The organism is Imtechella halotolerans, assembly GCF_028743515.2.
GTDB classification, from domain to species: domain Bacteria; phylum Bacteroidota; class Bacteroidia; order Flavobacteriales; family Flavobacteriaceae; genus Imtechella; species Imtechella halotolerans.
The window spans coordinates 1,765,641-1,788,288 of record NZ_CP117969.2; the positions used below are offsets into that span (position 1 = coordinate 1,765,641).

General features: G+C 35.3%; 23 protein-coding genes. 9 read left to right on the forward strand and 14 right to left on the reverse strand.

What is annotated here, in order from left to right; all coding sequences use genetic code 11:
- Positions 1 to 175: 175 nt before the first annotated feature.
- Positions 176 to 541 (forward strand): hypothetical protein, encoded by a 366-nt coding sequence (locus PT603_RS07960; RefSeq protein WP_008239707.1) that lies wholly within the window; start codon positions 176 to 178, stop codon positions 539 to 541.
- 75 nt (positions 542 to 616) lie between these two features.
- Entirely contained in the window at positions 617 to 847 is a 231-nt protein-coding gene (locus PT603_RS07965) for a hypothetical protein (protein ID WP_008239706.1), read from the forward strand.
- A 46-nt stretch (positions 848 to 893) separates the two neighbouring features.
- On the opposite strand, the gene guaB is transcribed toward PT603_RS07965, so the two are convergent.
- Complete coding sequence (gene guaB, locus PT603_RS07970) at positions 894 to 2,366, reverse strand: IMP dehydrogenase (RefSeq protein WP_008239705.1); 1,473 nt, start codon at positions 2,364 to 2,366, stop codon at positions 894 to 896.
- 270 nt (positions 2,367 to 2,636) lie between these two features.
- Here guaB and PT603_RS07975 point away from each other — a divergent pair, with 270 nt between their 5' ends.
- The gene (locus PT603_RS07975; protein ID WP_008239704.1) at positions 2,637 to 4,871 is read left to right on the forward strand and encodes a TonB-dependent receptor family protein; all 2,235 of its coding nucleotides are present in this window, start codon (positions 2,637 to 2,639) and stop codon (positions 4,869 to 4,871) included.
- A 52-nt stretch (positions 4,872 to 4,923) separates the two neighbouring features.
- On the opposite strand, the gene PT603_RS07980 is transcribed toward PT603_RS07975, so the two are convergent.
- From PT603_RS07980 to PT603_RS07990, 3 genes are all read right to left on the reverse strand, one after another.
- Positions 4,924 to 5,790 carry a hydroxymethylglutaryl-CoA lyase gene (locus tag PT603_RS07980; RefSeq protein ID WP_008239703.1) on the reverse strand — a complete coding sequence of 289 codons (867 nt, stop codon included), beginning with the start codon at positions 5,788 to 5,790 and terminating at the stop codon, positions 4,924 to 4,926.
- The gene (locus PT603_RS07985) at positions 5,775 to 6,443 is read right to left on the reverse strand and encodes an HAD family hydrolase (protein ID WP_008239702.1); all 669 of its coding nucleotides are present in this window, start codon (positions 6,441 to 6,443) and stop codon (positions 5,775 to 5,777) included. The genes PT603_RS07980 and PT603_RS07985 overlap by 16 nt, the downstream gene beginning before the upstream one ends.
- Positions 6,444 to 6,548: 105 nt before the next feature.
- Complete coding sequence (locus tag PT603_RS07990; protein WP_008239700.1) at positions 6,549 to 7,565, reverse strand: quinone-dependent dihydroorotate dehydrogenase; 1,017 nt, start codon at positions 7,563 to 7,565, stop codon at positions 6,549 to 6,551.
- A 149-nt stretch (positions 7,566 to 7,714) separates the two neighbouring features.
- Between PT603_RS07990 and pepT the strand changes: the two genes are divergently transcribed.
- The gene (gene pepT, locus PT603_RS07995) at positions 7,715 to 8,947 is read left to right on the forward strand and encodes a peptidase T (RefSeq protein WP_008239699.1); all 1,233 of its coding nucleotides are present in this window, start codon (positions 7,715 to 7,717) and stop codon (positions 8,945 to 8,947) included.
- 479 nt (positions 8,948 to 9,426) lie between these two features.
- On the opposite strand, the gene yajC is transcribed toward pepT, so the two are convergent.
- The 4 genes from yajC to PT603_RS08015 form a co-directional block, all read right to left on the reverse strand.
- Positions 9,427 to 9,705: a preprotein translocase subunit YajC gene (yajC, locus tag PT603_RS08000; RefSeq protein WP_008239696.1), complete on the reverse strand. Its 279-nt coding sequence runs from the start codon at positions 9,703 to 9,705 to the stop codon at positions 9,427 to 9,429.
- A 6-nt stretch (positions 9,706 to 9,711) separates the two neighbouring features.
- Positions 9,712 to 10,194 carry a DUF1573 domain-containing protein gene (locus tag PT603_RS08005; RefSeq protein ID WP_008239694.1) on the reverse strand — a complete coding sequence of 161 codons (483 nt, stop codon included), beginning with the start codon at positions 10,192 to 10,194 and terminating at the stop codon, positions 9,712 to 9,714.
- Between the two features lie 54 nt (positions 10,195 to 10,248).
- Entirely contained in the window at positions 10,249 to 11,193 is a 945-nt protein-coding gene (gene nusB, locus PT603_RS08010) for a transcription antitermination factor NusB (RefSeq protein ID WP_193365556.1), read from the reverse strand.
- Between the two features lie 78 nt (positions 11,194 to 11,271).
- Complete coding sequence (locus PT603_RS08015; RefSeq protein ID WP_008239690.1) at positions 11,272 to 12,375, reverse strand: Glu/Leu/Phe/Val family dehydrogenase; 1,104 nt, start codon at positions 12,373 to 12,375, stop codon at positions 11,272 to 11,274.
- Positions 12,376 to 12,504: 129 nt separating this feature from the next.
- On the opposite strand from PT603_RS08015, the gene PT603_RS08020 reads away from it, so the two are divergent.
- The 3 genes from PT603_RS08020 (at position 12,505) to PT603_RS08030 (ending at position 17,315) form a co-directional block, all read left to right on the forward strand.
- On the forward strand, positions 12,505 to 14,265 hold the full coding sequence (locus PT603_RS08020) for an ABC transporter ATP-binding protein (protein WP_008239689.1): 1,761 nt from the start codon (positions 12,505 to 12,507) through the stop codon (positions 14,263 to 14,265).
- Between the two features lie 77 nt (positions 14,266 to 14,342).
- Entirely contained in the window at positions 14,343 to 14,711 is a 369-nt protein-coding gene (locus tag PT603_RS08025; protein WP_008239688.1) for a PUR family DNA/RNA-binding protein, read from the forward strand.
- A 90-nt stretch (positions 14,712 to 14,801) separates the two neighbouring features.
- Positions 14,802 to 17,315, forward strand: a complete 2,514-nt coding sequence (locus PT603_RS08030) for a M14 family zinc carboxypeptidase (protein WP_008239687.1) — start codon at positions 14,802 to 14,804, stop codon at positions 17,313 to 17,315.
- Here the strand turns inward: PT603_RS08030 and PT603_RS08035 are convergent.
- The 5 genes from PT603_RS08035 to PT603_RS08055 all read right to left on the reverse strand — a co-directional run bounded on the left by PT603_RS08035 (position 17,290) and on the right by PT603_RS08055 (position 20,683).
- Entirely contained in the window at positions 17,290 to 18,345 is a 1,056-nt protein-coding gene (locus PT603_RS08035) for a 1-acyl-sn-glycerol-3-phosphate acyltransferase (protein ID WP_008239686.1), read from the reverse strand. The genes PT603_RS08030 and PT603_RS08035 overlap by 26 nt on opposite strands.
- On the reverse strand, positions 18,342 to 19,256 hold the full coding sequence (locus PT603_RS08040; protein WP_008239685.1) for a bile acid:sodium symporter family protein: 915 nt from the start codon (positions 19,254 to 19,256) through the stop codon (positions 18,342 to 18,344). Before PT603_RS08040 ends, PT603_RS08035 begins: the two co-directional genes overlap by 4 nt.
- A gap of 12 nt (positions 19,257 to 19,268) precedes the next feature.
- Positions 19,269 to 19,604 (reverse strand): tRNA-binding protein, encoded by a 336-nt coding sequence (locus PT603_RS08045; RefSeq protein ID WP_008239684.1) that lies wholly within the window; start codon positions 19,602 to 19,604, stop codon positions 19,269 to 19,271.
- A 127-nt stretch (positions 19,605 to 19,731) separates the two neighbouring features.
- Entirely contained in the window at positions 19,732 to 20,034 is a 303-nt protein-coding gene (locus tag PT603_RS08050) for a hypothetical protein (protein ID WP_008239683.1), read from the reverse strand.
- Positions 20,035 to 20,218: 184 nt separating this feature from the next.
- Positions 20,219 to 20,683: an Mpo1 family 2-hydroxy fatty acid dioxygenase gene (locus PT603_RS08055; protein WP_008239682.1), complete on the reverse strand. Its 465-nt coding sequence runs from the start codon at positions 20,681 to 20,683 to the stop codon at positions 20,219 to 20,221.
- Positions 20,684 to 20,771: 88 nt separating this feature from the next.
- On the opposite strand from PT603_RS08055, the gene PT603_RS08060 reads away from it, so the two are divergent.
- Both PT603_RS08060 and PT603_RS08065 read left to right on the forward strand, forming a co-directional pair.
- Positions 20,772 to 21,329: a thioredoxin family protein gene (locus PT603_RS08060; protein WP_008239681.1), complete on the forward strand. Its 558-nt coding sequence runs from the start codon at positions 20,772 to 20,774 to the stop codon at positions 21,327 to 21,329.
- Between the two features lie 73 nt (positions 21,330 to 21,402).
- Positions 21,403 to 22,044, forward strand: a complete 642-nt coding sequence (locus PT603_RS08065; RefSeq protein ID WP_008239680.1) for a peroxiredoxin — start codon at positions 21,403 to 21,405, stop codon at positions 22,042 to 22,044.
- 53 nt (positions 22,045 to 22,097) lie between these two features.
- Here the strand turns inward: PT603_RS08065 and PT603_RS08070 are convergent, their stop codons facing one another.
- Positions 22,098 to 22,640 carry a YfiT family bacillithiol transferase gene (locus tag PT603_RS08070; protein ID WP_008239678.1) on the reverse strand — a complete coding sequence of 181 codons (543 nt, stop codon included), beginning with the start codon at positions 22,638 to 22,640 and terminating at the stop codon, positions 22,098 to 22,100.
- Between the last annotated feature and the right edge of the window lie 8 nt (positions 22,641 to 22,648).

Sequence of the window (22,648 nt, forward strand, 5' to 3'; positions counted from 1 at the left end):
AATACATCATTGAAATCAACTTAACACTCCTTAAAACAATTAAAATCGGATTTTAATCAACGTTAAATAGATCAATTCAATACATTTTTCATACAAATAATTAGCTTAACACTAGATTTTTAACATTTTTTCGTACCTTAGTTCACTGAAACCCAATTCACAACCTAATCAATCTATGAAAAAACTCTACCCTAATCTTTTACTAATTCTTAGTGTAGCCATTTTTGGGCTATTGCCACCTACTGCAGCACATGCCTCCCCAGATAGTGTTGTACAAAATCCTATTTATAGCGATGGACGAACACAAGACGCAAGCCAAGTTAAAGTGCTTTACAAAAACAACACACTTACAATTTCAGGTTTTAGTGGTGTTGCCACTGTGGAAGTACATGATCTTCTTGGCAAAAAAATTGCTGACTATCAAGACATCTCTATTCAAGGAATATTTAACAGAAATATCACTCTTACAAAGAATTCAATTTTTATTATTTCCATTAAAACGGCTTCATTCAATAAGTCCTTTAAGGTCGTTTCAATCTAAAAGCCTTTGATTTTTAATTATAGAAAGAAAGTGCCGGCTTCTAAGTCGGCACTTTTGTATTTTTGAATTATGAGAATGATTAAATTTATTTGGGACTTCAGAGGACCCAATGCTGTGAAAACAGCTCAGCACCATGTGATTCACTTAAATGAATTCATAGAAAAGGAAAGCTTACCTATCCATATTGTAAAAACTGAATTAAATACAGAAATGCAGGCTATAGCATATATGGTCGTTCCTGAAACACTTATGAATGATTTACGTGAACGATTAAAACCTCATAGAGGAGAATTATATTCTGAATAAAAAAACACATCCAATGGATGTGTTTTAAAAGTATATTTATTTGATTCTATCTAGAATAATTAGGTGCTTCTTTCGTAATAGTAACATTGTGAGGATGGCTTTCGCCGATTCCTGAGGCCGTAATTCTCACAAAACGACTTGTCTCTTTGAGTGTTTCTATATCCTTAGAACCACAATATCCCATACCAGCACGTAGACCTCCAATAAATTGGTGCATACTCTCGTTGAGTTCTCCTTTGTAAGGAACCCTTCCAACGATACCTTCAGGAACTAATTTTTTAATATCATCCTCTACATCTTGAAAGTATCTGTCCTTACTCCCTTGCTTCATGGCTTCAACTGATCCCATTCCTCTATAAGACTTAAACTTTCTTCCTTCAAAAATAATAGTTTCCCCTGGAGACTCTTTGGTTCCAGCCAATAGTGATCCAAGCATTACACAGTCAGCACCTGCTGCTATTGCCTTTACAATATCTCCGGTATAACGAACCCCTCCATCAGCAATTACAGGTACTCCTGTGCCTTTTAATGCAGCAGCCACTTCTAATACAGCTGAAAATTGAGGGAAACCTACACCAGCCACCACACGAGTGGTACAGATAGAACCGGGACCAATTCCAACCTTAACAGCATCAGCACCATTCTCAACCAAATACAAAGCTGCTTCAGGTGTTGCAATATTCCCTACAACCACATCGAGTTCAGGGAAAGCTTGCTTTACAGCCTTCAACACCGTTACTACACCCTTGGTATGACCATGAGCAGTATCAATAATTACCGCATCAACTCCTGCTGCGACCAAAGAAGAAGTACGTTCTACCGCGTCTGCAGTGACACCAATTGCAGCGGCCACACGTAATCTACCGTAACTATCCTTGTTAGATATTGGCTTTTGAATAAGTTTAGTAATATCTCTAAATGTAATAAGTCCAATAAGCTTATTATTCGTATCAACTACTGGAAGTTTTTCGATTTTATTCTCTTGAAGAATTACTTCCGCATCTTTTAAAGAAGTCCCTTCAGCAGCAGTTACTAAATTTTCTGAAGTCATCACTTCAACTATAGGCCTATCATTTTGTTTTTCAAACCTTAAATCACGATTGGTCACAATCCCCTTTAAAAGTCCATTTTCATCAACAATAGGAATTCCTCCAATGCTATGTTCTGCCATACTCCGCTTTGCATCAATAACTTTGGCATCAAGAGGCAAGGTAACAGGGTCGATTATCATACCGCTTTCTGCACGCTTAACCTTACGCACATGCATTGCTTGTTCTTCTGCAGTCATGTTCTTATGAAGCACACCTATTCCTCCTTCACGAGCCATAGCTATAGCCATTTCCGCTTCGGTAACGGTATCCATCGCCGCAGAAATAATTGGCACATTAATAGTAATGTTTCGAGTAAACTTAGTTTGGATATTCACTTCTCTTGGAAGTACTTCTGAATAATTGGGGACGAGCAACACATCGTCATAGGTGAGTCCTTCGCCAACAAATTTAGCGTTGTGAGCTTTCATAATGCAACTTGTGATTTTGTTGCATGCAAATATACATATTTCTAAGGAGTTGAGCTCTAATAAAAATAGATAAATATTTGATATTTTTTTTCAATACAGATTATGACAATAATTTAAGCTGTTCAATCAAATTTTTATCCTCCTAAAATATTGATAATCCGAACGATTTAATATTTTATTTAAATTTAATCTAAATAAGTTTGCAGATTTTTTAGGGACGACATACATTTGCCAAATATTTTTAACGAGTCTAAATAAGGTTAGTTCATTATGAAAAAATTAGCATTACTGATGGGTATAGCTCTTGGCAGCTTAAACAGCTTCTCTCAAGAAACAAGACAACCTAAACCCATAGTAAAGGATACAGTATTAGAATTAAATGAAGTGGTACTTTCGGCAAATGTAATATTCGGAAGTAAGTTTGTAGCTAAAAACAGAACCGGATCTTCATATTACATTTCACCTGCAGAGATTCAAAAGTTTAACTATACCGATTTAAATCGTATGCTGCGGACGGTTCCAGGGGTTACTCTTTTTGAAGAAGATGGCTTTGGACTTCGAAACAACATTAGTTTAAGAGGAACATCACCTGAACGCAGTGCTAAAATTACAATCATGGAAGATGGTATACTAGCTGCTCCTGCTCCTTACAGTGCTCCAGCTGCCTATTACTTTCCAACAGCAGGTCGCATGGAAGCAATAGAAGTCCTAAAAGGTAGTAGTCAAGTTCAATATGGGCCTTTCACAACTGGAGGAGCTATTAACCTAGTTTCTCATAGTATACCTAAAAAATTAGCTGGTTTTGTAAATGCCTCCTATGGTAGCTATAATAGCGCTAAGCTTCATGCTCTTGTAGGAGACTCTAAATCAAATGTTGGATATATGGTAGAATACCTAAATTACAATTCCGATGGATTTAAAAAATTAGATAATGGTGGAAATACTGGATTTGACCGTAACGACTTTGTAGCAAAATTTAGACTGAATGCTGGCTCAAAAACGAAACTTAAACAAGCATTTGAAGCCAAATTTCAATACTCAGACGAAACCTCAGACGAAACCTATGTAGGAATTACACCTGAAGATTTCAAAATTTCTCCATTCAGAAGATATGCTGGTTCTCAAAAAGACGAAATGAAAACAGAACATCTTCAAACCACATTAACACATACCCTCAAATTTTCAGACTATTTTCATATAACCACATCAGCCTATTATAATGGTTTCAAGCGTAATTGGTACAAATTAAATGATGTAGTTTTTAACGGCTCTAAAAAGGGGATCGCAGCGGTGCTAGAAAACAATTCGTCACTACCAGATCATTTATCTATATTAAAAGGAGATTCAGACAGTGGCCTTGATGCTCTTCTCATTAAAGCTAACAACAGAGAATATACCTCCAAAGGAATCCAAACAAAATTTGATTACCACTGGGAAGGGAATAATACTTTTCACGATATTGAAGTAGGACTACGCTACCATTATGACGACGAGGATAGATTTCAATGGGTTGATGGCTATAACATTACAAATGGAAACATGCAAGTTACCTCTCGTGGTATTCCTGGAAGTGACGCCAATCGAATTAGCAGTGCTAAGGCCTTTGCCGCTCACGCCATGTACAAATTAAAATACAACAATCTAACACTGACTCCAGGGGTTCGATATGAAAACATTATCTTAGATCGAATAGACTATGGAAAAACCGACCCAAATCGTACGGGTTCAAATTTATCTGAAAGAGAAAATAAAGTTTCAGTCTGGATACCTGGTGTAGGTTTTAACTATAACCTAAATAACACAACCTCTATATTTGGAGGAGTTCATAAAGGATTTTCACCGCCTAGCAATGCTCCTGGACAGAAAGCCGAAGAAAGCATTAATTATGAATTAGGTAGTCGCTTTAAAATGGCTGCTATTTCTGGAGAGATTATAGGGTTCTATAATGACTACAATAATCTTTTAGGTAGTGATCTAGCAGCTTCTGGAGGTACTGGAAGCCTAGATCAATTTAATGCGGGAAAAGTAAAAGTGCAAGGTGTAGAACTCCTTATTAATTATAACATACTACAAAAAAGCACGGATTTCATTCTGCCTATAACATTTGGTTACACATTTACTGACACTGAATTCCTAACAGACTTTGGAAGTGAAGAAGGACTTTGGGGAGAAGTACATAAGGGTGATGAAATACCATACATTGCAAAACATCAATTCAATTTAGGAATAAGTCTAGAGCATAAAAAATTTGATATCAGCGTTAATGGTAGATACAGTGGAGCCTTTAGGACCCAAGCAGGCAACGGTTCTATTCCAGAAAATGAAAAGGTAGCTTCAAATTTTATTGTAGACATGGCAGCAAAATACCACCTAACAAAACATGTAAGCCTAACAGGAAATATCATCAACTTATTAGATGAAACGTATTTAGTTTCCAGAGTACCAGCAGGCTTACGTCCAGGCCATCCTTTTGGTGCATATGGTGGTTTGTCAGTAAAATTTTAAGGCATTAATTAGTTAGTCAAATTCACCTGCTTCTTATGGCAGGTGTTTTTTTTTAATGATACACAGAGAAAATTTTAGTAGCCTCATTATACGCACTTTCAAAACTCATTGCTCCAAGCCCAGTTTCCGATTTTACCGTAGTACAATAGGAAAATAATTTTTCAGTTGGCATATTCCCAGTAAGTTCATCCTTAGCCATAGGACAACCACCAAATCCTTGAATAGCACCATCAAATCGACGACAACCAGCCTTATAGGCGGCATCTACCTTCTCATACCAACTATTTGGAGTTGTATGTAAATGTGCTCCAAATTCAATGGTTGGATATTTCGGTATCAAATGAGAAAAAAGATAGCTAATAACTTCCGGAGTAGAACTACCCACTGTATCTGATAGAGACAGTATTTTTACACCCATACCAGCCAACCTTTCAGTCCATTCTCCCACAATATCAACATTCCATGGATCTCCATATGGATTACCAAACCCCATAGACAAATAAGCTACAACTTCTTTATTAGTTGCTACTGCAATCTCCATTATTTCCTGGAGAACTACAATGCTTTCTGAGATGGTTTTATGAGTATTCCTCATTTGGAAGTTCTCCGATATAGAGAATGGATACCCTAAATATTGAATAGGATTATGTTGAGCTGCCTCTTCCGCACCTCTGGTGTTAGCTACGATAGCTAATAATTTACTTTTAGTCTGTGATAAATCTAATTGAGAAAGAACCTCTGAAGTATCAGCCATTTGAGGAATTGCCTTTGGTGAAACAAAACTTCCAAAATCAATAGTATCAAAACCTACCCTTAGCAAAGCCTGAATATATTGAACTTTTCTCTCCGTAGGAATAAACATCTTAATACCCTGCATGGCATCCCTAGGACATTCTATAATTTTTACAACTGATGACATACGGGCAAGTTACTTAAAAATTCACTGGTAATCTCATCAAAATGTTCAATGATCACATCTGCCATCGATAAATCTTGTGGCCCAGAATGTTCGTTTTTATAACCAATACAAAACATTCCGGCAGATTTCGCTGCTACAACTCCATTTCGGCTATCTTCTATAACTATACAGACAGAGGGTAAAACTCCCAGTAAATCGGCAGTTTTTAAAAAAATGTCAGGAAAAGGTTTACTTCGACTCACCTCTTCTCCACTAACAAATTCCTGAAAAAAAGATTGAATATGCAATTGAGAAGTATAGCTCTCAATGAGCAATTTAGGAGATGACGAGGCAACTGCCATAACATATCCTTCTAACTTAAGTCTATTAAGCAGTGATAAAATACCTGGGGTTGCAGGTATAGTGTAGGACGGTAATAATTGACCCTTAAGTACTTTGTGCTTTTTTACAAGACTACCAACTTCTTCATGTAATGCAAAATCTGCTTTAATCTTTTCCCACATTGGTCCTGCAGCCATACCCACTAAGGTATAATAATACTCGTCTAATAAGGAAATACCTAATTCCTGAAAGGTTTGCGAAAGGATTTGCTGGTGCACAGGCTCACTATCTATCAAAACCCCATCCATATCAAAAATAAAATACTTTTTCATGCTTTTGTGGCTCTGTGTAAAGATAGCAAACAATAGGCACGACCCAAACTTATATTTACACGACCCTATTGAGGTGCGTTAATGAAAGTCTTTAAAATTCGTAACCTATTGACCTAATAATGCCTGATTAATATTTTTAATTAGTTTAGGCCCTTCGTAAATAAATCCAGTATACAACTGTACTAAGGAGGCTCCAGCATCTAATTTTTCCAGCGCATCCTCAGCAGAATGAATTCCTCCTACCCCTATAATAGGAAAGGCTTTTCCACTTTGTTCAGAAAGAAAACGAATAACTTCGGTAGAGCGACTTTTTAAAGGCTTTCCACTCAACCCTCCCATCTCTTTCTGATTTAAAGAATGTAAACCACCTCTTGCAATGGTTGTATTTGTAGCAATTACACCTGCTATTTGAGTCTGTTTCACTATATCAATGATATCCAGTAATTGATCATTAGTTAAATCTGGCGCTATTTTCAATAAAATTGGCTTTGGTTTAATTTGCATTTCATTGCGTTGCTGCAAAGTCTTTAACAATGCTGTTAATGGCTCTTTATCTTGCAACTCTCTTAAATTAGGTGTATTAGGTGAACTAACATTCACCACAAAATAATCGACATAAGGGTATAGCGCATCATAACAAATAACATAATCCGTAACTGCTTCTTCATTTGGAGTCACTTTGTTTTTCCCGATATTTCCACCAATAAGAATTCCTTTATTCTCTTTTAATCGAAGTACAGCTTCTTCTACACCACCATTATTGAAGCCCATCCTATTAATAATAGCGTTATCCTCCTTTAACCTAAAAAGTCGTTTTTTAGGATTCCCAGGTTGAGCCTTTGGTGTCAATGTTCCTATTTCTATAAAACCAAACCCCAAATTATCCAATTCTTTATAAAGACGAGCATCTTTATCAAAACCAGCAGCAAGTCCTACCGGGTTTTTAAACTTTAGCCCAAACACTTCACGTTCAAGTCTCGGATCGCTAATTTCAAAATTTGAACGAATCAATGTGCTAACTCCTGGAATTTTACTTATTATTCTTAGAGATGAAAATACAAAATGATGCACTTTTTCAGGGTCAAACCAAAAAAGTACCGGTCTGATAATTAGTTTGTACATAAGGTTGTGTTGTTGGGTGTATAAAACAGCGCAAAAATACAGGTTTTTAAATAGAATAATTTGTTTTTCTAGAATTCTCAAGTTGCTTTCCCTACAATATTCTTTTTTTCGCAGTATTTTTGAGGTTTATAATACAAATACACTTTTTTATGCAATCTATCATAGATCGATTTATCAGTTATGTAACTGTAGATACGCAATCAGACGCAAGCTCTTCAACAACACCTAGTACTCAAAAACAATGGGATTTAGCCCATAAATTAGTAGCTGAATTAAAGGCAATAGGAATGCAAGATGTTTCTATTGACGAGCATGCCTATATTATGGCAACATTGCCTTCAAATGTCTCGCATGATGTTCCAACAATAGGATTTGTTGCACATTTTGACACCTCTCCGGATTTTAGTGGAACCAATGTAAAACCGCAAATTGTTCAAAACTATGACGGAAAAGACATCCTTCTTAATGCGGAACAAAACATTGTTTTATCACCTGATTATTTCGAAGATTTACTTTTATATAAAGGTCAAACTCTAATCACAACTGATGGAACCACCTTACTCGGGGCCGATGATAAAGCTGGAATTACTGAAATAGTCTCTGCAATGGAATATCTAATTAATCATCCAGAAATAAAACATGGAACCATACGAGTTGGCTTTACTCCTGATGAAGAAATTGGAAGAGGTGCACATAAATTTGATGTAGAAAAATTTGGTGCCCAGTGGGCTTACACCATGGATGGTAGCCAAATTGGCGAACTAGAATACGAAAATTTTAACGCAGCAGGGGCTGTAATAACCGTTAAAGGCCGAAGTGTTCACCCAGGCTATGCCAAAGGAAAGATGGTTAATTCCATGCGCATTACCAGTGAACTTATCAACAAATTACCTTCAAAAGAAGTACCAGAACGCACAGAAGGACGAGAAGGCTTTTTTCATCTTACCGATATCCAAGGAAGTATTGAAGAAACACGTGCACAATTTATCATAAGAGACCACGATCGTGAAGCCTTCGAAAACAGAAAAGAATTGCTTAAAAAAATTGTAAATGATTTGAACCAACAATACAATGGAGCCGTTACTCTTGAAATAAAAGATCAATATTTCAATATGCGAGAAAAAGTAGAGCCTGTATTCCATATTGTAGAAATAGCCGAACAAGCCATGAAGTCTTTAGGTATAACACCAATTATAAAACCTATAAGAGGGGGTACAGACGGCTCTCAATTAAGCTTTATGGGGCTTCCCTGCCCTAACATCTTTGCAGGAGGGCATAACTTTCATGGAAAGTATGAATATGTACCAGTAGAAAGCATGCAAAAGGCCACGGAAGTTATTGTAAAAATTGCAGAGCTTACAGCTTCTAAATATAAGCAGTAATGAACCTTATGTTCGCGTAGTTCACTTAAAAAGAATTCACTTAACAGAAGGTGTTGGACCAACTCCAACACCTTCTACTATTAACAAAACATGGGAAAACACATAACAGGATAAAACCTTCTACTCGCATTCCTAACTAGAACACCCAAGTAGGTATTTCATTATTTAAGGCACACAGTACCTATAGGCTTGATAGTAACTGTTTCTTATAAGACCACCATTAAATATTAGTCAACATTTAATAGAAAAACGAATGTACTTCGACTATGACCCTTTGAATAATATCGTCACAGTTAAATCCAAAGTATTGAAAAACTTTCTTAAGGCAATAAAAAAAACAGTAGTAAAGGATGGTAACAACCTATGGAATAGAATAGAACTATAGCCGTTTCAAAATGACTCCAAAAAGGATACTCCTTGAAGATGAGAATAAAAAAGCCTCGATTATTTCGAGGCTTTTTTATAATAAATTGTATTTATTAGCTTTTATCTGCTTGAGCTTTTTGGCTTAACTCCATAGAGATAGCCGAGCGTTCAAACTTAATCTTTCCAGCTAAGGTTTCAATTACACATGCAGTGTCGGTTAAATCTACGATTTTACCATGTAAACCGCTTTTAGTAATTACTTTATCGCCGCGCTTAAGCTCGGATGCAAAATTCTTTTCTTGCTTTTGACGTTTCATTTGCGGGCGTATCATAAAAAAATACAATACAGCAAACATTAAGATAAAGGGGGCTAAACTGCTTAATGATTCCATTTATAATTATTGAGTGATTTTTAAATTAGGCAAACCTGCATTGGCTTTAGGCGATACAAATGCTTTTATACGCACCTGCTCCTGACCAGCTTGAGTATTTGCTGTTAAAGTTACAATTTTGGTTACAAGGTTTTGTCCAGAACCATTGAAATGTACTTTTATTTCTCCTTTTTCTCCTGGTGCAATTGGGCCATTAGGTTTCTCTGGAACCGTACATCCACAACTACTACTTGCATTTGTAATAACCAAAGGAGCATCCCCAGTATTAGTAAAGGCAAATACGGTCTCTACATTGGTTCCTTGTTCAATAGTTCCAAAATCATGTTCTACTTTTTCGAAAGTAATTACAGGATATTTCCCTGCAGTAACAGTTTCATTAGTAGTTTCTACAGAAGTTGCATCAGATTTTATCTTACTACTTGCATCATTCTTGCATGAAGCAAAAACCATAGCACAAGCCATTCCTAAGAGTATAACACTTTTTTTCATGGTGGTTTTATAAGTTAATTAGTTTATAATCGGTTAAAAATACTAATATTTTCATTAGACAAGCCCTCTTCCTACCTTTTTTAACGAATTGTTAGCTTCCAATTCCTTTACTACTTTATCCAAAATACCGTTTATAAATATGCTACTTTTTGGTGTAGAATACTCTTTAGCTATTTCAAGATATTCATTAATAGTAACTTTAACTGGAATACTAGCAAATTTTAAAAACTCACAGATTGCCATTTTAATAATGATAGCATCCAACTCAGCGATACGTTCAGCATCCCAATTTGGGGTTTTACCATCAATATACTGTTGAAATTTTTCATCATTCAATACTGCTTTACGCAATAACTGAATTGCATAGTCTCTGTCATCCTCATCTTTGTATAACTTTGGAAGAAAATAACCCTCAGCACCCGTTTCTGATGCCTTCTTGAGTTTCTTTAATAACAACGTATTTACTGACGGTAAATCATCCAACCAAGTAAGTTTATGATCTTCTAAATACTCATATAACTTTTCGTTTGTTGCTATAATTTCTTTGTAAATATGAACAATAAAGTCTCTGTCAGTATCAAAATCTGTTTCTTTAAGACTCATATATTCTTTATAAGCACTACTAGCCAAAATTTGCTGATAGATAATAACTACATACTCATCATCTAACTTCCAATTGGCTATGTTTCGCTCTTCTTGCACTTCAGCTAAAGACTCGTTAGCCGCTAGTGCCCGAAGTAATTTATTGTCAATAAACTTTCTATTTGGATTTTTTTCTTCTGAAGTTGCTAAGTATTTTTTTTGGGAAAGAACAATCTGATCCTCTCCATGTTGGCGAATTTCAACAAGAAGACTTAGTAATAACAGATAAAGATTATACATATTATCAATACTGTTCAGAAGGAATTTTTCCTCTTTCTCAAGAGAATCTGTTTTAGACTGGTGCAATGCATATATGGATTGCATTACTTTTACCCGGATGTGTCTTCTTGTTAACATAATAAAGAACTAAAAAAATGAGGCGAAAGATTTTAATTCCTTTCGCCCCGCAAAAATACTATTATTTTGGAAAATGATTTATTTTTTTTGCTCTAATTTTCTAGCGTCAATACGGCCTTGAGCTACTTGCAGGGCTGCTTGATGAGTGGTTATTTTATTAGAAGCAGCATGACCAAAAATCTCTAAAGTAGTATTATAAATATTTTCAGTACGACGCATAATTTCATCTTTACCGTAACCAGCAATTTCAGCATAAACATTGATAATACCACCAGCATTAATTAAAAAATCAGGCGCATATGCAATACCTCTATCAAGTAACATCTGACCATGTTTTTTCTCATCTGCCAATTGATTATTAGCGGCACCTGCAATTACTTTTGCTTGAATTTTATTAATAGTATCATCATTAATAATAGCACCTAAGGCACAAGGAGCATAGATATCTACAGGAGCGCTATAAAGATCCTCGCCTCCAAAAATAGTTGCTCCATAGGCATCACGCACTTGTTCTAAACGAGCTTGATTAATATCTGCTATCATAACTTGAGCTCCTTCTCTTGTAAGGTGATCTACCAAAGACTCCCCTACATGCCCAATTCCTTGTACTAAAACTGTTTTACCCTCGAGATTATCACTGCCAAATTTGAATTTAGCAGCAGCTTTCATTCCCATAAAAACTCCATATGCTGTAATAGGTGAAGGATTACCTGATCCACCCTTACTTTCAGAGATTCCCGTTACATAAGGAGTTACCTCTCTTACTAAATCCATATCAGCTGTTTCCATTCCTACATCCTCAGCTGTAATATATTTTCCGCTTAATGAATGAACATACTCCGCGAACTTACGCATCAACTCAGGAGTCTTTTGTGTTTTAGCATCTCCTATAATTACAGCCTTACCACCACCAAGATCTAAGCCTGTTACAGCAGATTTAAATGTCATTCCGCGTGATAAACGCAATACATCATTTAGTGCCTCCCATTCATTGTTATATGCCCACATACGAGTACCGCCCAATGCCGGACCCAATACTGTATTATGGATACCTATTATTGCTTTTAATCCTGTATCTTTGTCGTTACAGAACACTATTTGCTCATGGTTATCAAATGAAAGTTGCCCAAAAACAGGGTCTACTTTATGAATTTCACTGGGTTTTACAACTTCTGTTATCATATGAATTCGTTTGTTTCGTTTTTAGAATCTTTCAAAAATTCAATGCGAAATTAAACCTATTTTACAGATTACACAAAAAATAATATTCTCAATTAAGAATATATTAATTTTAACACGTATCGCCCTTATATGAAAGAACTTCAGTTCCTTAACAAATATTTTTACAAATATAAGTATCAACTTCTGCTGGGTATCCTTATTACAATTATTGCACGGGTGTTTTCACTAGTAATGCCTGAATATGTACAATACTCATTGGATGCCGTTGAAAACCATATTTTGGCAGGTAATAATGATTTTGAAGCGGTAAAGAAAAAGCTAATTAACTACATTCTAATAATTGTTGGATCTGCTTTCCTGTCAGGAATTTTTACATTCTGGATGCGTCAAACCATTATTAATATTTCTCGTTACATTGAGTTTGACTTAAAAAATGAAATTTTCAAACAATATGAACGATTGTCTCAAAACTTCTATAAAAAGAATCGAACGGGTGACTTAATGAACCGTGTAAGTGAAGATGTCAGTCGAGTACGGATGTATGCTGGACCAGCAATAATGTACAGTGTACAAACTGTTACTTTATTTTTATGTGTAATTCCTTTAATGTTTTACACATCTCCCATCCTAGCTTTGTATACCCTTATACCTTTACCTATTTTATCCGTTTTAATCTATTACATTAGCAGAACAATTCACAAACGTACTACAGTAGTTCAAGAATACCTATCTGAACTTTCTACGTTTTCACAAGAAACATTTTCTGGAATTGGAGTTATCAAAGCATATAGCATTGAAGGTCGCATTAACGAAGATGTACATAGACTTGCAGAAGAAGGAAAAGAGAAGAGTATGCATTTAGCCAAAGTACAAGCCTGGTTCTTCCCTCTTATGCTTTTGCTAATTGGTCTTAGCAATGTATTCGTAATTTTCATTGGAGGTAAGCTATATATTGATGGTCAAATCGAAACCGTGGGTGTTATAGCCAAGTTCACCATATATGTACTAATGCTTACTTGGCCTGTAGCGACTGTCGGATGGGTAAGTTCTATAGTGCAGCAAGCAGAAGCTTCCCAAAAACGTATAAACGAATTCCTAAAAGTAGTTCCACAAATCCAAAATTTGCAACAAGAACCTACAACCATTGATGGAAATATTGAATTCCGAAATGTTTCATTCACCTATGAAGATACCAATATTCAAGCTTTAAACAATATCTCCTTCACAATACAGAAAGGAGAAACCGTTGCTTTCATAGGAAAAACAGGTTCCGGAAAATCGACCATTTTAGATTTGATAAGCCGTATGTATGACACTAGTGAAGGAACAGTATATATTGATCAAACACCAATTAAAGAAGTAAACCTTTTGAGCCTTCGTGGTGCAATAGGTGCAGTACCTCAAGATGCATTTTTATTTTCAGATAGTATAAAGAACAATATAAAATTTGGTAAGGAAACAGCAACCGATGAAGAAGTAATACTGGCAGCAAAAAAAGCTGCTGTTCACAAGAACATTAAAAAATTTAAAGATCAGTATGATACTGTTTTAGGAGAACGAGGAATTACCCTTAGTGGCGGACAAAAACAGCGAGTTTCTATCGCTCGAGCAATTATTAAAGATGATGCAACTATCTATTTATTTGATGATTGTCTCTCAGCTGTTGATACTGAAACTGAAGAAGAAATTCTTAATAACCTAATGAAGGTTGCTGATAAAAAGACCACCATAATAGTCAGTCATCGCATTTCTTCTGCTAAAAATGCAGACAAAATATTCATTTTAGACAAAGGTCAAATTGTTCAGCAAGGATCTCACAATCAGCTCATAAATCAAGATGGATATTACAAAGAACTGTATATCGCGCAATTGGCTGCAAAAGAAAGCTAACAATTTTTTGGATGATTTCATTTTTTTTTTCATTTTTGATTGGCAATTAAGCCATCCAAAAAAGTATTTGAGAGACTATGAGTGACAAAGAACTATTAGAAAAAGATGAGATTTTCTCAAAAGTATTAAGAGCAGGAAGAAGAACTTACTTCTTTGATGTAAGAGCCACCAAAGCTGGGGATTATTACCTAACCATTACGGAGAGTAAAAAATTCACCCATGATGATGGTTCATTTCACTACAAAAAACACAAAATATACCTATACAAAGAAGACTTCTCTTCTTTCAAAGAAATTCTCGACGAAATGACTGGGTATGTTTTTGATGAAAAAGGTGAGGAAGTAATTTCTGAACGCCATCAAAAAGACTTTAAAAGAGAATTTACCACTGAAAACGGTGAAGTTTCAACAGAAAATTTTACCGATATTAATTTTGACGATATTTAATGTTAAAACTTCTCTAAAAAGCTTTAACCGTTTACCTTTTCGTAAACGGTTTTTTTATTTTTACTCGACAACCAAATTCAATTAAATCAAATGAAAAAAGCACTTCTATTACTACTGTTTTCCTTCCAGTACCTTTTAGCTCAAGAAACTCCCACTTTGGATTATTATTTACCCAAAGATGTGACTTATAATAAGGATATTCCAACACCAGAAAAAATCCTGGGCTATCAGGTTGGTCAATGGCATGTTACCCACGATAAACTCGTAGAATATATGCGAGCTCTTGCAGAAGCTTCTGATAGAATCACCATAGAAACTAGAGGTACAACTTTTGAAACCAGACCACTAATTCTACTTACAATTACCTCTGCAAAAAATCATCAAAACCTAGATCAAATTCGTAAAGATCATGTAGCACTTACAGACAATGACAATACGAACATTTCACAAATGCCAGCCGTTGTTTATCAGGGATTCTCTATCCATGGAAATGAACCTAGCGGATCTAATGCTGCTTTAGTTGCGGCATATTATTTAGCTGCTGCACAAGGACCTAAAATAGAATCGTTACTTAATGACGTAGTTATCCTTTTTGATCCTTCTTTAAATCCCGATGGGCTTCAGAGATTCGCCTATTGGGCTAACACCAACAGAAATATGAATCTTACTGCGGACCCTAATGATCGTGAATATAGTGAGGTTTGGCCAGGGGGACGAACTAATCATTATTGGTTTGATATGAATCGTGATTGGCTCCCAGTACAATTACCAGAAAGTCGTGCACGTATTGAAACCTACCATCAATGGCTTCCAAATATACTAACTGACCATCACGAAATGGGGACCAATTCAACTTTCTTCTTTCAGCCAGGTGTTCCTGAACGTGTACATCCATTGACACCAAAAAAGAACCAAGAACTCACACTAGACATTGCCCAATATCATATAAAAGCCTTAGACAATATAGGTTCTTTATACTACGCTCAAGAAAGTTTTGATGACTACTACTATGGTAAAGGATCTACATTTCCAGATATCAACGGTGGAATTGGAATTCTTTTTGAGCAAGGAAGTTCTAGGGGCCATATTCAAGAAAGTGATAATGGACTACTCACTTTTGCATTCACTATACGAAATCAGTTCGTAACAGCATTATCAACACTGGAAGCCGCTCAAGGTCTTCGCACCGAACTTCTAACTTATCAACGTGATTTCTATAAAAATGTTCGTACCAACAACGCTAAGAACAAAACCAAAGCTTATGTGTTTGGTGACGAAAAGGATGCAGCCAAAACCTTTCATCTAGCAGAAGTACTTAACAGGCATAAAATAGAGGTTCATGAAGTGGCTAATGATTTTACTCAAAACGGGAAAAAATTTAAAAAAGGATATAGCTATATCGTACCTACCAATCAAAAGAACAGTACAATACTTCAAGCGATGTTTGAAAAACGTACAACTTTTCAAGATAGCCTATTTTATGACATCTCAGGTTGGACCTTCCCTTATGCCTTTAACGTAGACTATGCGGAATTATCAAATCTCCAACATGCTGGTGGGAAAATTGAAAACCTAACTCTACCTAATGGTGTGGTATCTTCTAAAAGCAACTACGCCTATATTTTTGAATGGCATGAATACTATACCCCAGAAGCCTTATACAAGATTCTTGATAAAGGGATTAGAGCAAAGGTTGGAAAAACTCCTTTTACACTTCAAGGCACCACCTATGATTACGGAACAATTATGATTCCTGTCCAAAATCAATTACTTAACAGTGATGAATTATACACATTTTTACAAGATGTGGCTAAAGAGAGTCATCTAAACATCAGAGCGGTTAGTACTGGGTTTTCAGATGGAATTGATCTAGGGAGCAATGATTTTATAACCTTAAAACTTCCTAAAATAGGAATTATTACAGGAAGTGGAATCACCTCTTATGACGCTGGAGAAACATGGCATCTACTTGACACCCGATACAACATTCCAATTAGTAAACTTGATTTATCTAATTTCAATAGAATGAATTTAGATAAGTATACTACTATTATTTTACACAATAGTTTTGGTGGTGCTTTGGATGAAACTGCCAAACGTAAATTACAAACGTGGGTTCGAAACGGTGGTACCTTAATAGGGTATAGAAATGCAGCCAATTGGTTATCTGAAAATGACTTTATGAATCTGGAATTTAGAAAGAAGGACCGAAATGCAGAAAATATTTCTTATGAGAATCGCAACAAATACTCAGGGGCACAAGTAACTGGTGGAGCTCTATTTGAAACGAAAATTGACCGTAGTCATCCTATAAATTTCGGATATAAGAACACATCTTTGGCCCTTTTCAGAAATACAAATATTTATATTGAACCTAATAAAAACAGCTATAATAATCCAATTCAATATTCCAATTCTCCTTTAATAAGTGGGTATATCTCTGAAGAAAATTTAGAGTTATTAAAAGGAGCTGTTCCATTTCAAGTACAACGAATGGGGAATGGAAAAGTGGCTGTATTCACAGATAACACTAACTTTAGAGCTTTTTGGTTTGGAACAAATAAACTTCTAATGAATGCTATTTTCTTTGCCGATATGATGTAAATCTAACCTCAGAAACTATCCCCGCTAAAGCTATAGAAAAACCTAGGTAAATGATTGCTGCGGTGGAATTCCAAATCCAGGCAATAGCAATAGATTGAAAAACATAAAACAAAGGAACTACTGAAATTCCCAAAGCGAACCTGAATGTATCAATAAATTCAGGTTCGCTTATTTTTGGTCTAATACCCCATCTCCAAAGTATATAGGGAAGCCATGTGTTAATTAATAATAACCTTTTACGAAATAATGTTTTTTTCATTACCTCGCCTTTCCTATCATAGGTTCTAAAATTTTTACTTATAATGGTTTCATTAACAACTTCAGGATTTAAAAAATCAACCTGTCCATCCAAAAGCAATGACTCTACCTCATCATACTCCAATGTCAATGGGATATGAGTAGTAAGTTTGGTTAGTGCCGAATGTACATCTGTTCGTAGCAATTTAACAGCATCGCGAGGAGATAAATTCAAATATTCATTGGCAAGTAAAGGTCTTCCGTAGTTCACTGAAACTTTAGAAGGGAACTGAGTTGGTTTATCGTAATTAACGCCCACGGGAACTATATACAATTCACGTTCTGGATATCTATTTAACATTTCCATTACAATTCGAGTAAATCCCTTACTAAGAGGCCTTACCCTTCTTTGTAGATTATGATTTCCCTCTGGAAAAATAAGAATGGCTTTTTGATTTTTTAGTAATAAAACACAACGCTCAAAAATTTCATTATTAAGCAATATACTATCAAAACCATCTCTAATACGATAAATAGGCAGCATTTGTAATCGAGTGAGCAATGTAGCGTAAATTGGCCTTTTAAACACAGCTGCTCTAGCTAAAAAATGGGTATCACGCTTATTACTTACACCTATTACCAATGGATCTATCAACCCATTTTGGTGATTGCTCACAAATAATACAGCTCCCTTTCTAGGAATATTACATTGCCCATTTATTTTGAAATCCGTATAATAGAACTGAAAAGCTAACTTAATATAAAGCTTAACACACCGTTGCAGGGAACTCATATTGGTATTTTTTTTGCTTCTGATCTACTCCAGATATAAGCTAGCAATAATCCAGAAAAAATATGCCAGATTCCCCAAAAAGCAGTCACCAAAGCCATACCTCCCAACCCTTCAAAAAAAGTAAAGATGAGTAACAATCCCAATCCTGAATTTTGAATGCCTGTTTCAATTGCAATAGTCTTTGTGTTTCGAGTGGATAAACCAGTTAATTTGGCAATGGAAAAACCTGAAAAAACTGCCAAAGCATTGTGAACTAAGACTAAGGCAAATACGTAATGTATATAAGAAAAAAAGATCTCTAAATTATTAATGAAGGCCAAGATAACAAGCAAAACAAACACAAAGATGGATCCAACTTTAAAATAAGGTGCTACTTTTAATACAAAACGCATAGCATAATATCGAGTCAGCATCCCAAAAATTAGTGGAACAATCAATAAGAAAACTATGGTCCAAAATATATCCATAGGATGTAAAGCAACCTTTTTTAACAAAGTGGCTGTTGGGGGGTACATGCCACCCCACAGCTCCAAATTAAAAGGAACAAAAAAGATTGCCAACACGGTTGCAAAGGCAGTTAGACTGACAGACAAAGCATTATTTCCTCCAGCCAGGTGAGTCATAAAATTTGAGATATTCCCTCCTGGACAAGCCGCAACTAGAATCATTCCTAAGGCAATACTTGGTGAAGGTTTTAATATCCAAATCAACATAAAGGTTACCAAAGGCAAAAGAATAAACTGAGATAGTAGTCCTACAATTATAGGTTTAGGCCTAAATAGCAATTGCTTAAAATCGCTAGGAGAAATATCCATTGCTACCCCATACATCACCAACGCTAATGCTATATTAAGCCCCCAGAGAGCATCCGTTGAAAAATTTATTGTTACTTGATCTAGGGGTGTTAACAATTTACTTCTGAATTAAGAAATTCGCCATCCATTTGGAATTGAATGTGTAGGTTCTAGAAGAACTACGTCACCTTGATCTCCAACAGCACCCATCACTAAACATTCACTCATAAAGTTTGCAATTTGTTTTTTAGGAAAATTTACAACTGCTATTATCTGCCTATTAAGTAATTCTTCTTTATGGTATCTCTTTGTTATTTGTGCTGAAGACTTCCTAATTCCTAATTGACTTCCAAAGTCAATAGTAAGTTGAAAAGCCGGCTTTCGCGCATTAGGAAAATCATTAACTTCAATGATCGTACCTACTCGCATTTCTACTTTTTCAAAATCATTCCAAGTGATTTCCATTGTGTTACATTTAACGTATTTAAAAGGAAGCACCCGAATTGAAGACAAAATCAAAAAAAGTATCAGGAGCATTCTCGAAACAAACATACTAGAACTCCTTTTGGTTTGCAAATTAGATAGATGATTTTTAGTGTATTTTTAGCTTATCAAGCATTTCCCTAGAAATTTCACCAGCATATACACCATAGGCATCCAAAAGCAATCCCTTTTCACCTCTGGCAGTTTCTATAGCATATAATATAGCATTATCATCAGGATTAGTATTACCTTCAAATCTATACACACATACCACGGTAAGATCAGATGCTGGAATATGACTCTTTTTTTGACTATTCAAAATACCTTTATCTTGCAAGTTATAATCATAGGTAAAACCTTCCTGTTTTAATGCGTTAATGGCTTCCGAAAGAGTTTCATAGGCTACTTTCATTGGTTTCAGTTTTTAATTTGATAAGAAGAATAAATCAATTAAGTTGCAAGCTGTGCAAAGAAATTCTTACTGTTAAAATTATAGGATATATCTAATAGCTCCTAACAGTGTATAGGTACTATAGTAAAGGTACAAAAAAAAGACAATCCTAATTTTATTTTAGTTAGTCCACTTATTACCCTCTCTATTTATTTCCAAACAAACTATTAATAACCCATGCTGGGCCAATAAGTAAAAACTGAATGTCTTTCAAAAAAGAAGGTTTCTTACCTTCTAATTTATGTCCATAAAATTGACCTATCCAAGCAATGACAAAAATGCTCAATGAAGCTATCCATAAAGTGACAACTGACCCTAGATAGTAATTTCCAATTATACATAACATTGAAAAAATCAACATCTTTATTCCCATTGCAAAGGATAAGCGAACGTAGAAAAACAACACTAATAATATGACTGGTGCAGCCCAATTCTCAAGAATAAAGTTAGTCCCTGGAATAAGTTCTTCTAAGAAAGTAGCAGGAATACTCATTAGTAATCCAACAATGGAAAAGAAAATGACTGGTACGCATATATAATGTATCCCCTTATTTATCTTATTTTGATGAGATATTGAGTATTCATCAAACCAATGATTAAGTGTTTTCATACCTATCTGTTTTTGATTTTGTAATTTTGAAGATACATTAATTTTTCATTCAACTCACAATTTTCTTATTTCAATTTAGACCGAAATTATGGCAAACACTCCAAGTAATATGATTCCACTAGGAACTAAAGCTCCTGATTTTAACCTCCCAGACACGATCTCTGGAAACACTTACTCCTTAAATAATCTCAAAGGAGACAAGGCAACTGTTATCATGTTCATTTGCAACCATTGCCCTTTTGTTAAACATATAAATAATCAACTGGTTCTTCTGGCTTCAGAATACAAATTAAATGGTGTAAGCTTTATAGCAATTTCCAGTAACGACGCTATGGCATACCCACAGGATGGTCCTGAGTTAATGAAAAAAAATGCCAGGGAAAATTCCTATAATTTTCCATATTTATACGATCAAACGCAGCAAACGGCTATAGACTACGATGCCGCCTGTACACCTGATTTCTATATATTTGACCATACACTTTCCTTAGTTTATAGAGGTCAATTGGACGATTCTAGACCAGGAAACTCAATACCCGTTACTGGCCGCGACATTAGAATGGCTTTAAATAATCTTCTAGAGAATAGATCAATAGATAAAGATCAAAAACCAAGTCTGGGATGTAATATTAAATGGAAAATTTAATTTTTTAATATTTTTAACTTATTAATCTATTAATTCTATTACTTTTGTAGACTAATATTAAATAATGATCATCATGTCTACATTACGTTTAGGAGATAAGGCTCCCAATTTTCAAGCTCAAACTTCAGAAGGACCTATTGATTTTTACGAATATTTAGGAGATGGTTGGGGAGTATTATTCTCACATCCTGCTGATTACACCCCAGTTTGTACAACTGAACTTGGAACAGTAGCCAAGTACAAAATTGAATTTGAAAAAAGAAACACCAAGGTTATCGCCTTAAGTGTAGATGGACTTGAGTCTCATAAAGGTTGGATTAAAGACATAAATGAAACCCAAAACACACAAGTTAACTTTCCCATTATTGCCGATGAAGATAGAAAAGTTTCTGATCTCTATGACATGATTCACCCCAACGCGAATGAAACATTTACAGTTCGTTCCGTATTTGTTATCGGTCCGGATAAAACAATAAAGTTAATTATTACTTATCCAGCTTCAACAGGTCGTAATTTTGACGAATTATTACGTGTTATAGATTCACTTCAACTCACTGCCTATCAAAAAGTAGCTACCCCTGCCAATTGGAATCAAGGACAAGATGTTGTTATCAGTCCATCAGTGAGTAATGAAGAAGCCAAGATATTATTTCCAAAAGGATTTACAGAAGTTAAACCTTACTTAAGATTAACTCCCCAGCCAGTGAGTAAATAACACATGGGAGAATTGCTATGAAAATGGAAAAAGTCTGTTAAGTCAGACTTTTTTTATTTCCATCCTTTTCTATTCGCCAAATGGGCTATATGAGCATAATGATGTTCCCCATGCCAGGCATACAACCCTGTCAATCGACGTAAAGAAATTTCCTTAGCTGTCTCAGGATGAACAAATGTTTTTGAGAAATCTTCTTCTGTTAACACCTTTAACAAGAACACCCATTTTATATGCAAGGCCTTAAGCATTTGCAGTGACAATTTAACATCCGCCTTATAATCATTTAGTTCAGCCCATCGATCTTCATGATAGGTTTTAATCACAGGACAATCCTCTGTTAATGTCCATTTATACCTCACATAACTATTCACATGACTATCCACAAGATGATGTACCACTTGTCGTACAGTCCAGCCTCCTGGCCGATATGGTGTATCTAATTGCTCCTCGCTAAAAGAAAGAACTAGAATTTCTAACTTAGAAGGTAATTCAGAAATTGAGACTACCCATTCATCAAGAGTTTCTTTGGTTATTGTTTCAGGCCAAGAATACTTTCCAATGGGATACTTTAATAATTCTAATTGCTCAGGTGTCATATTCAAAA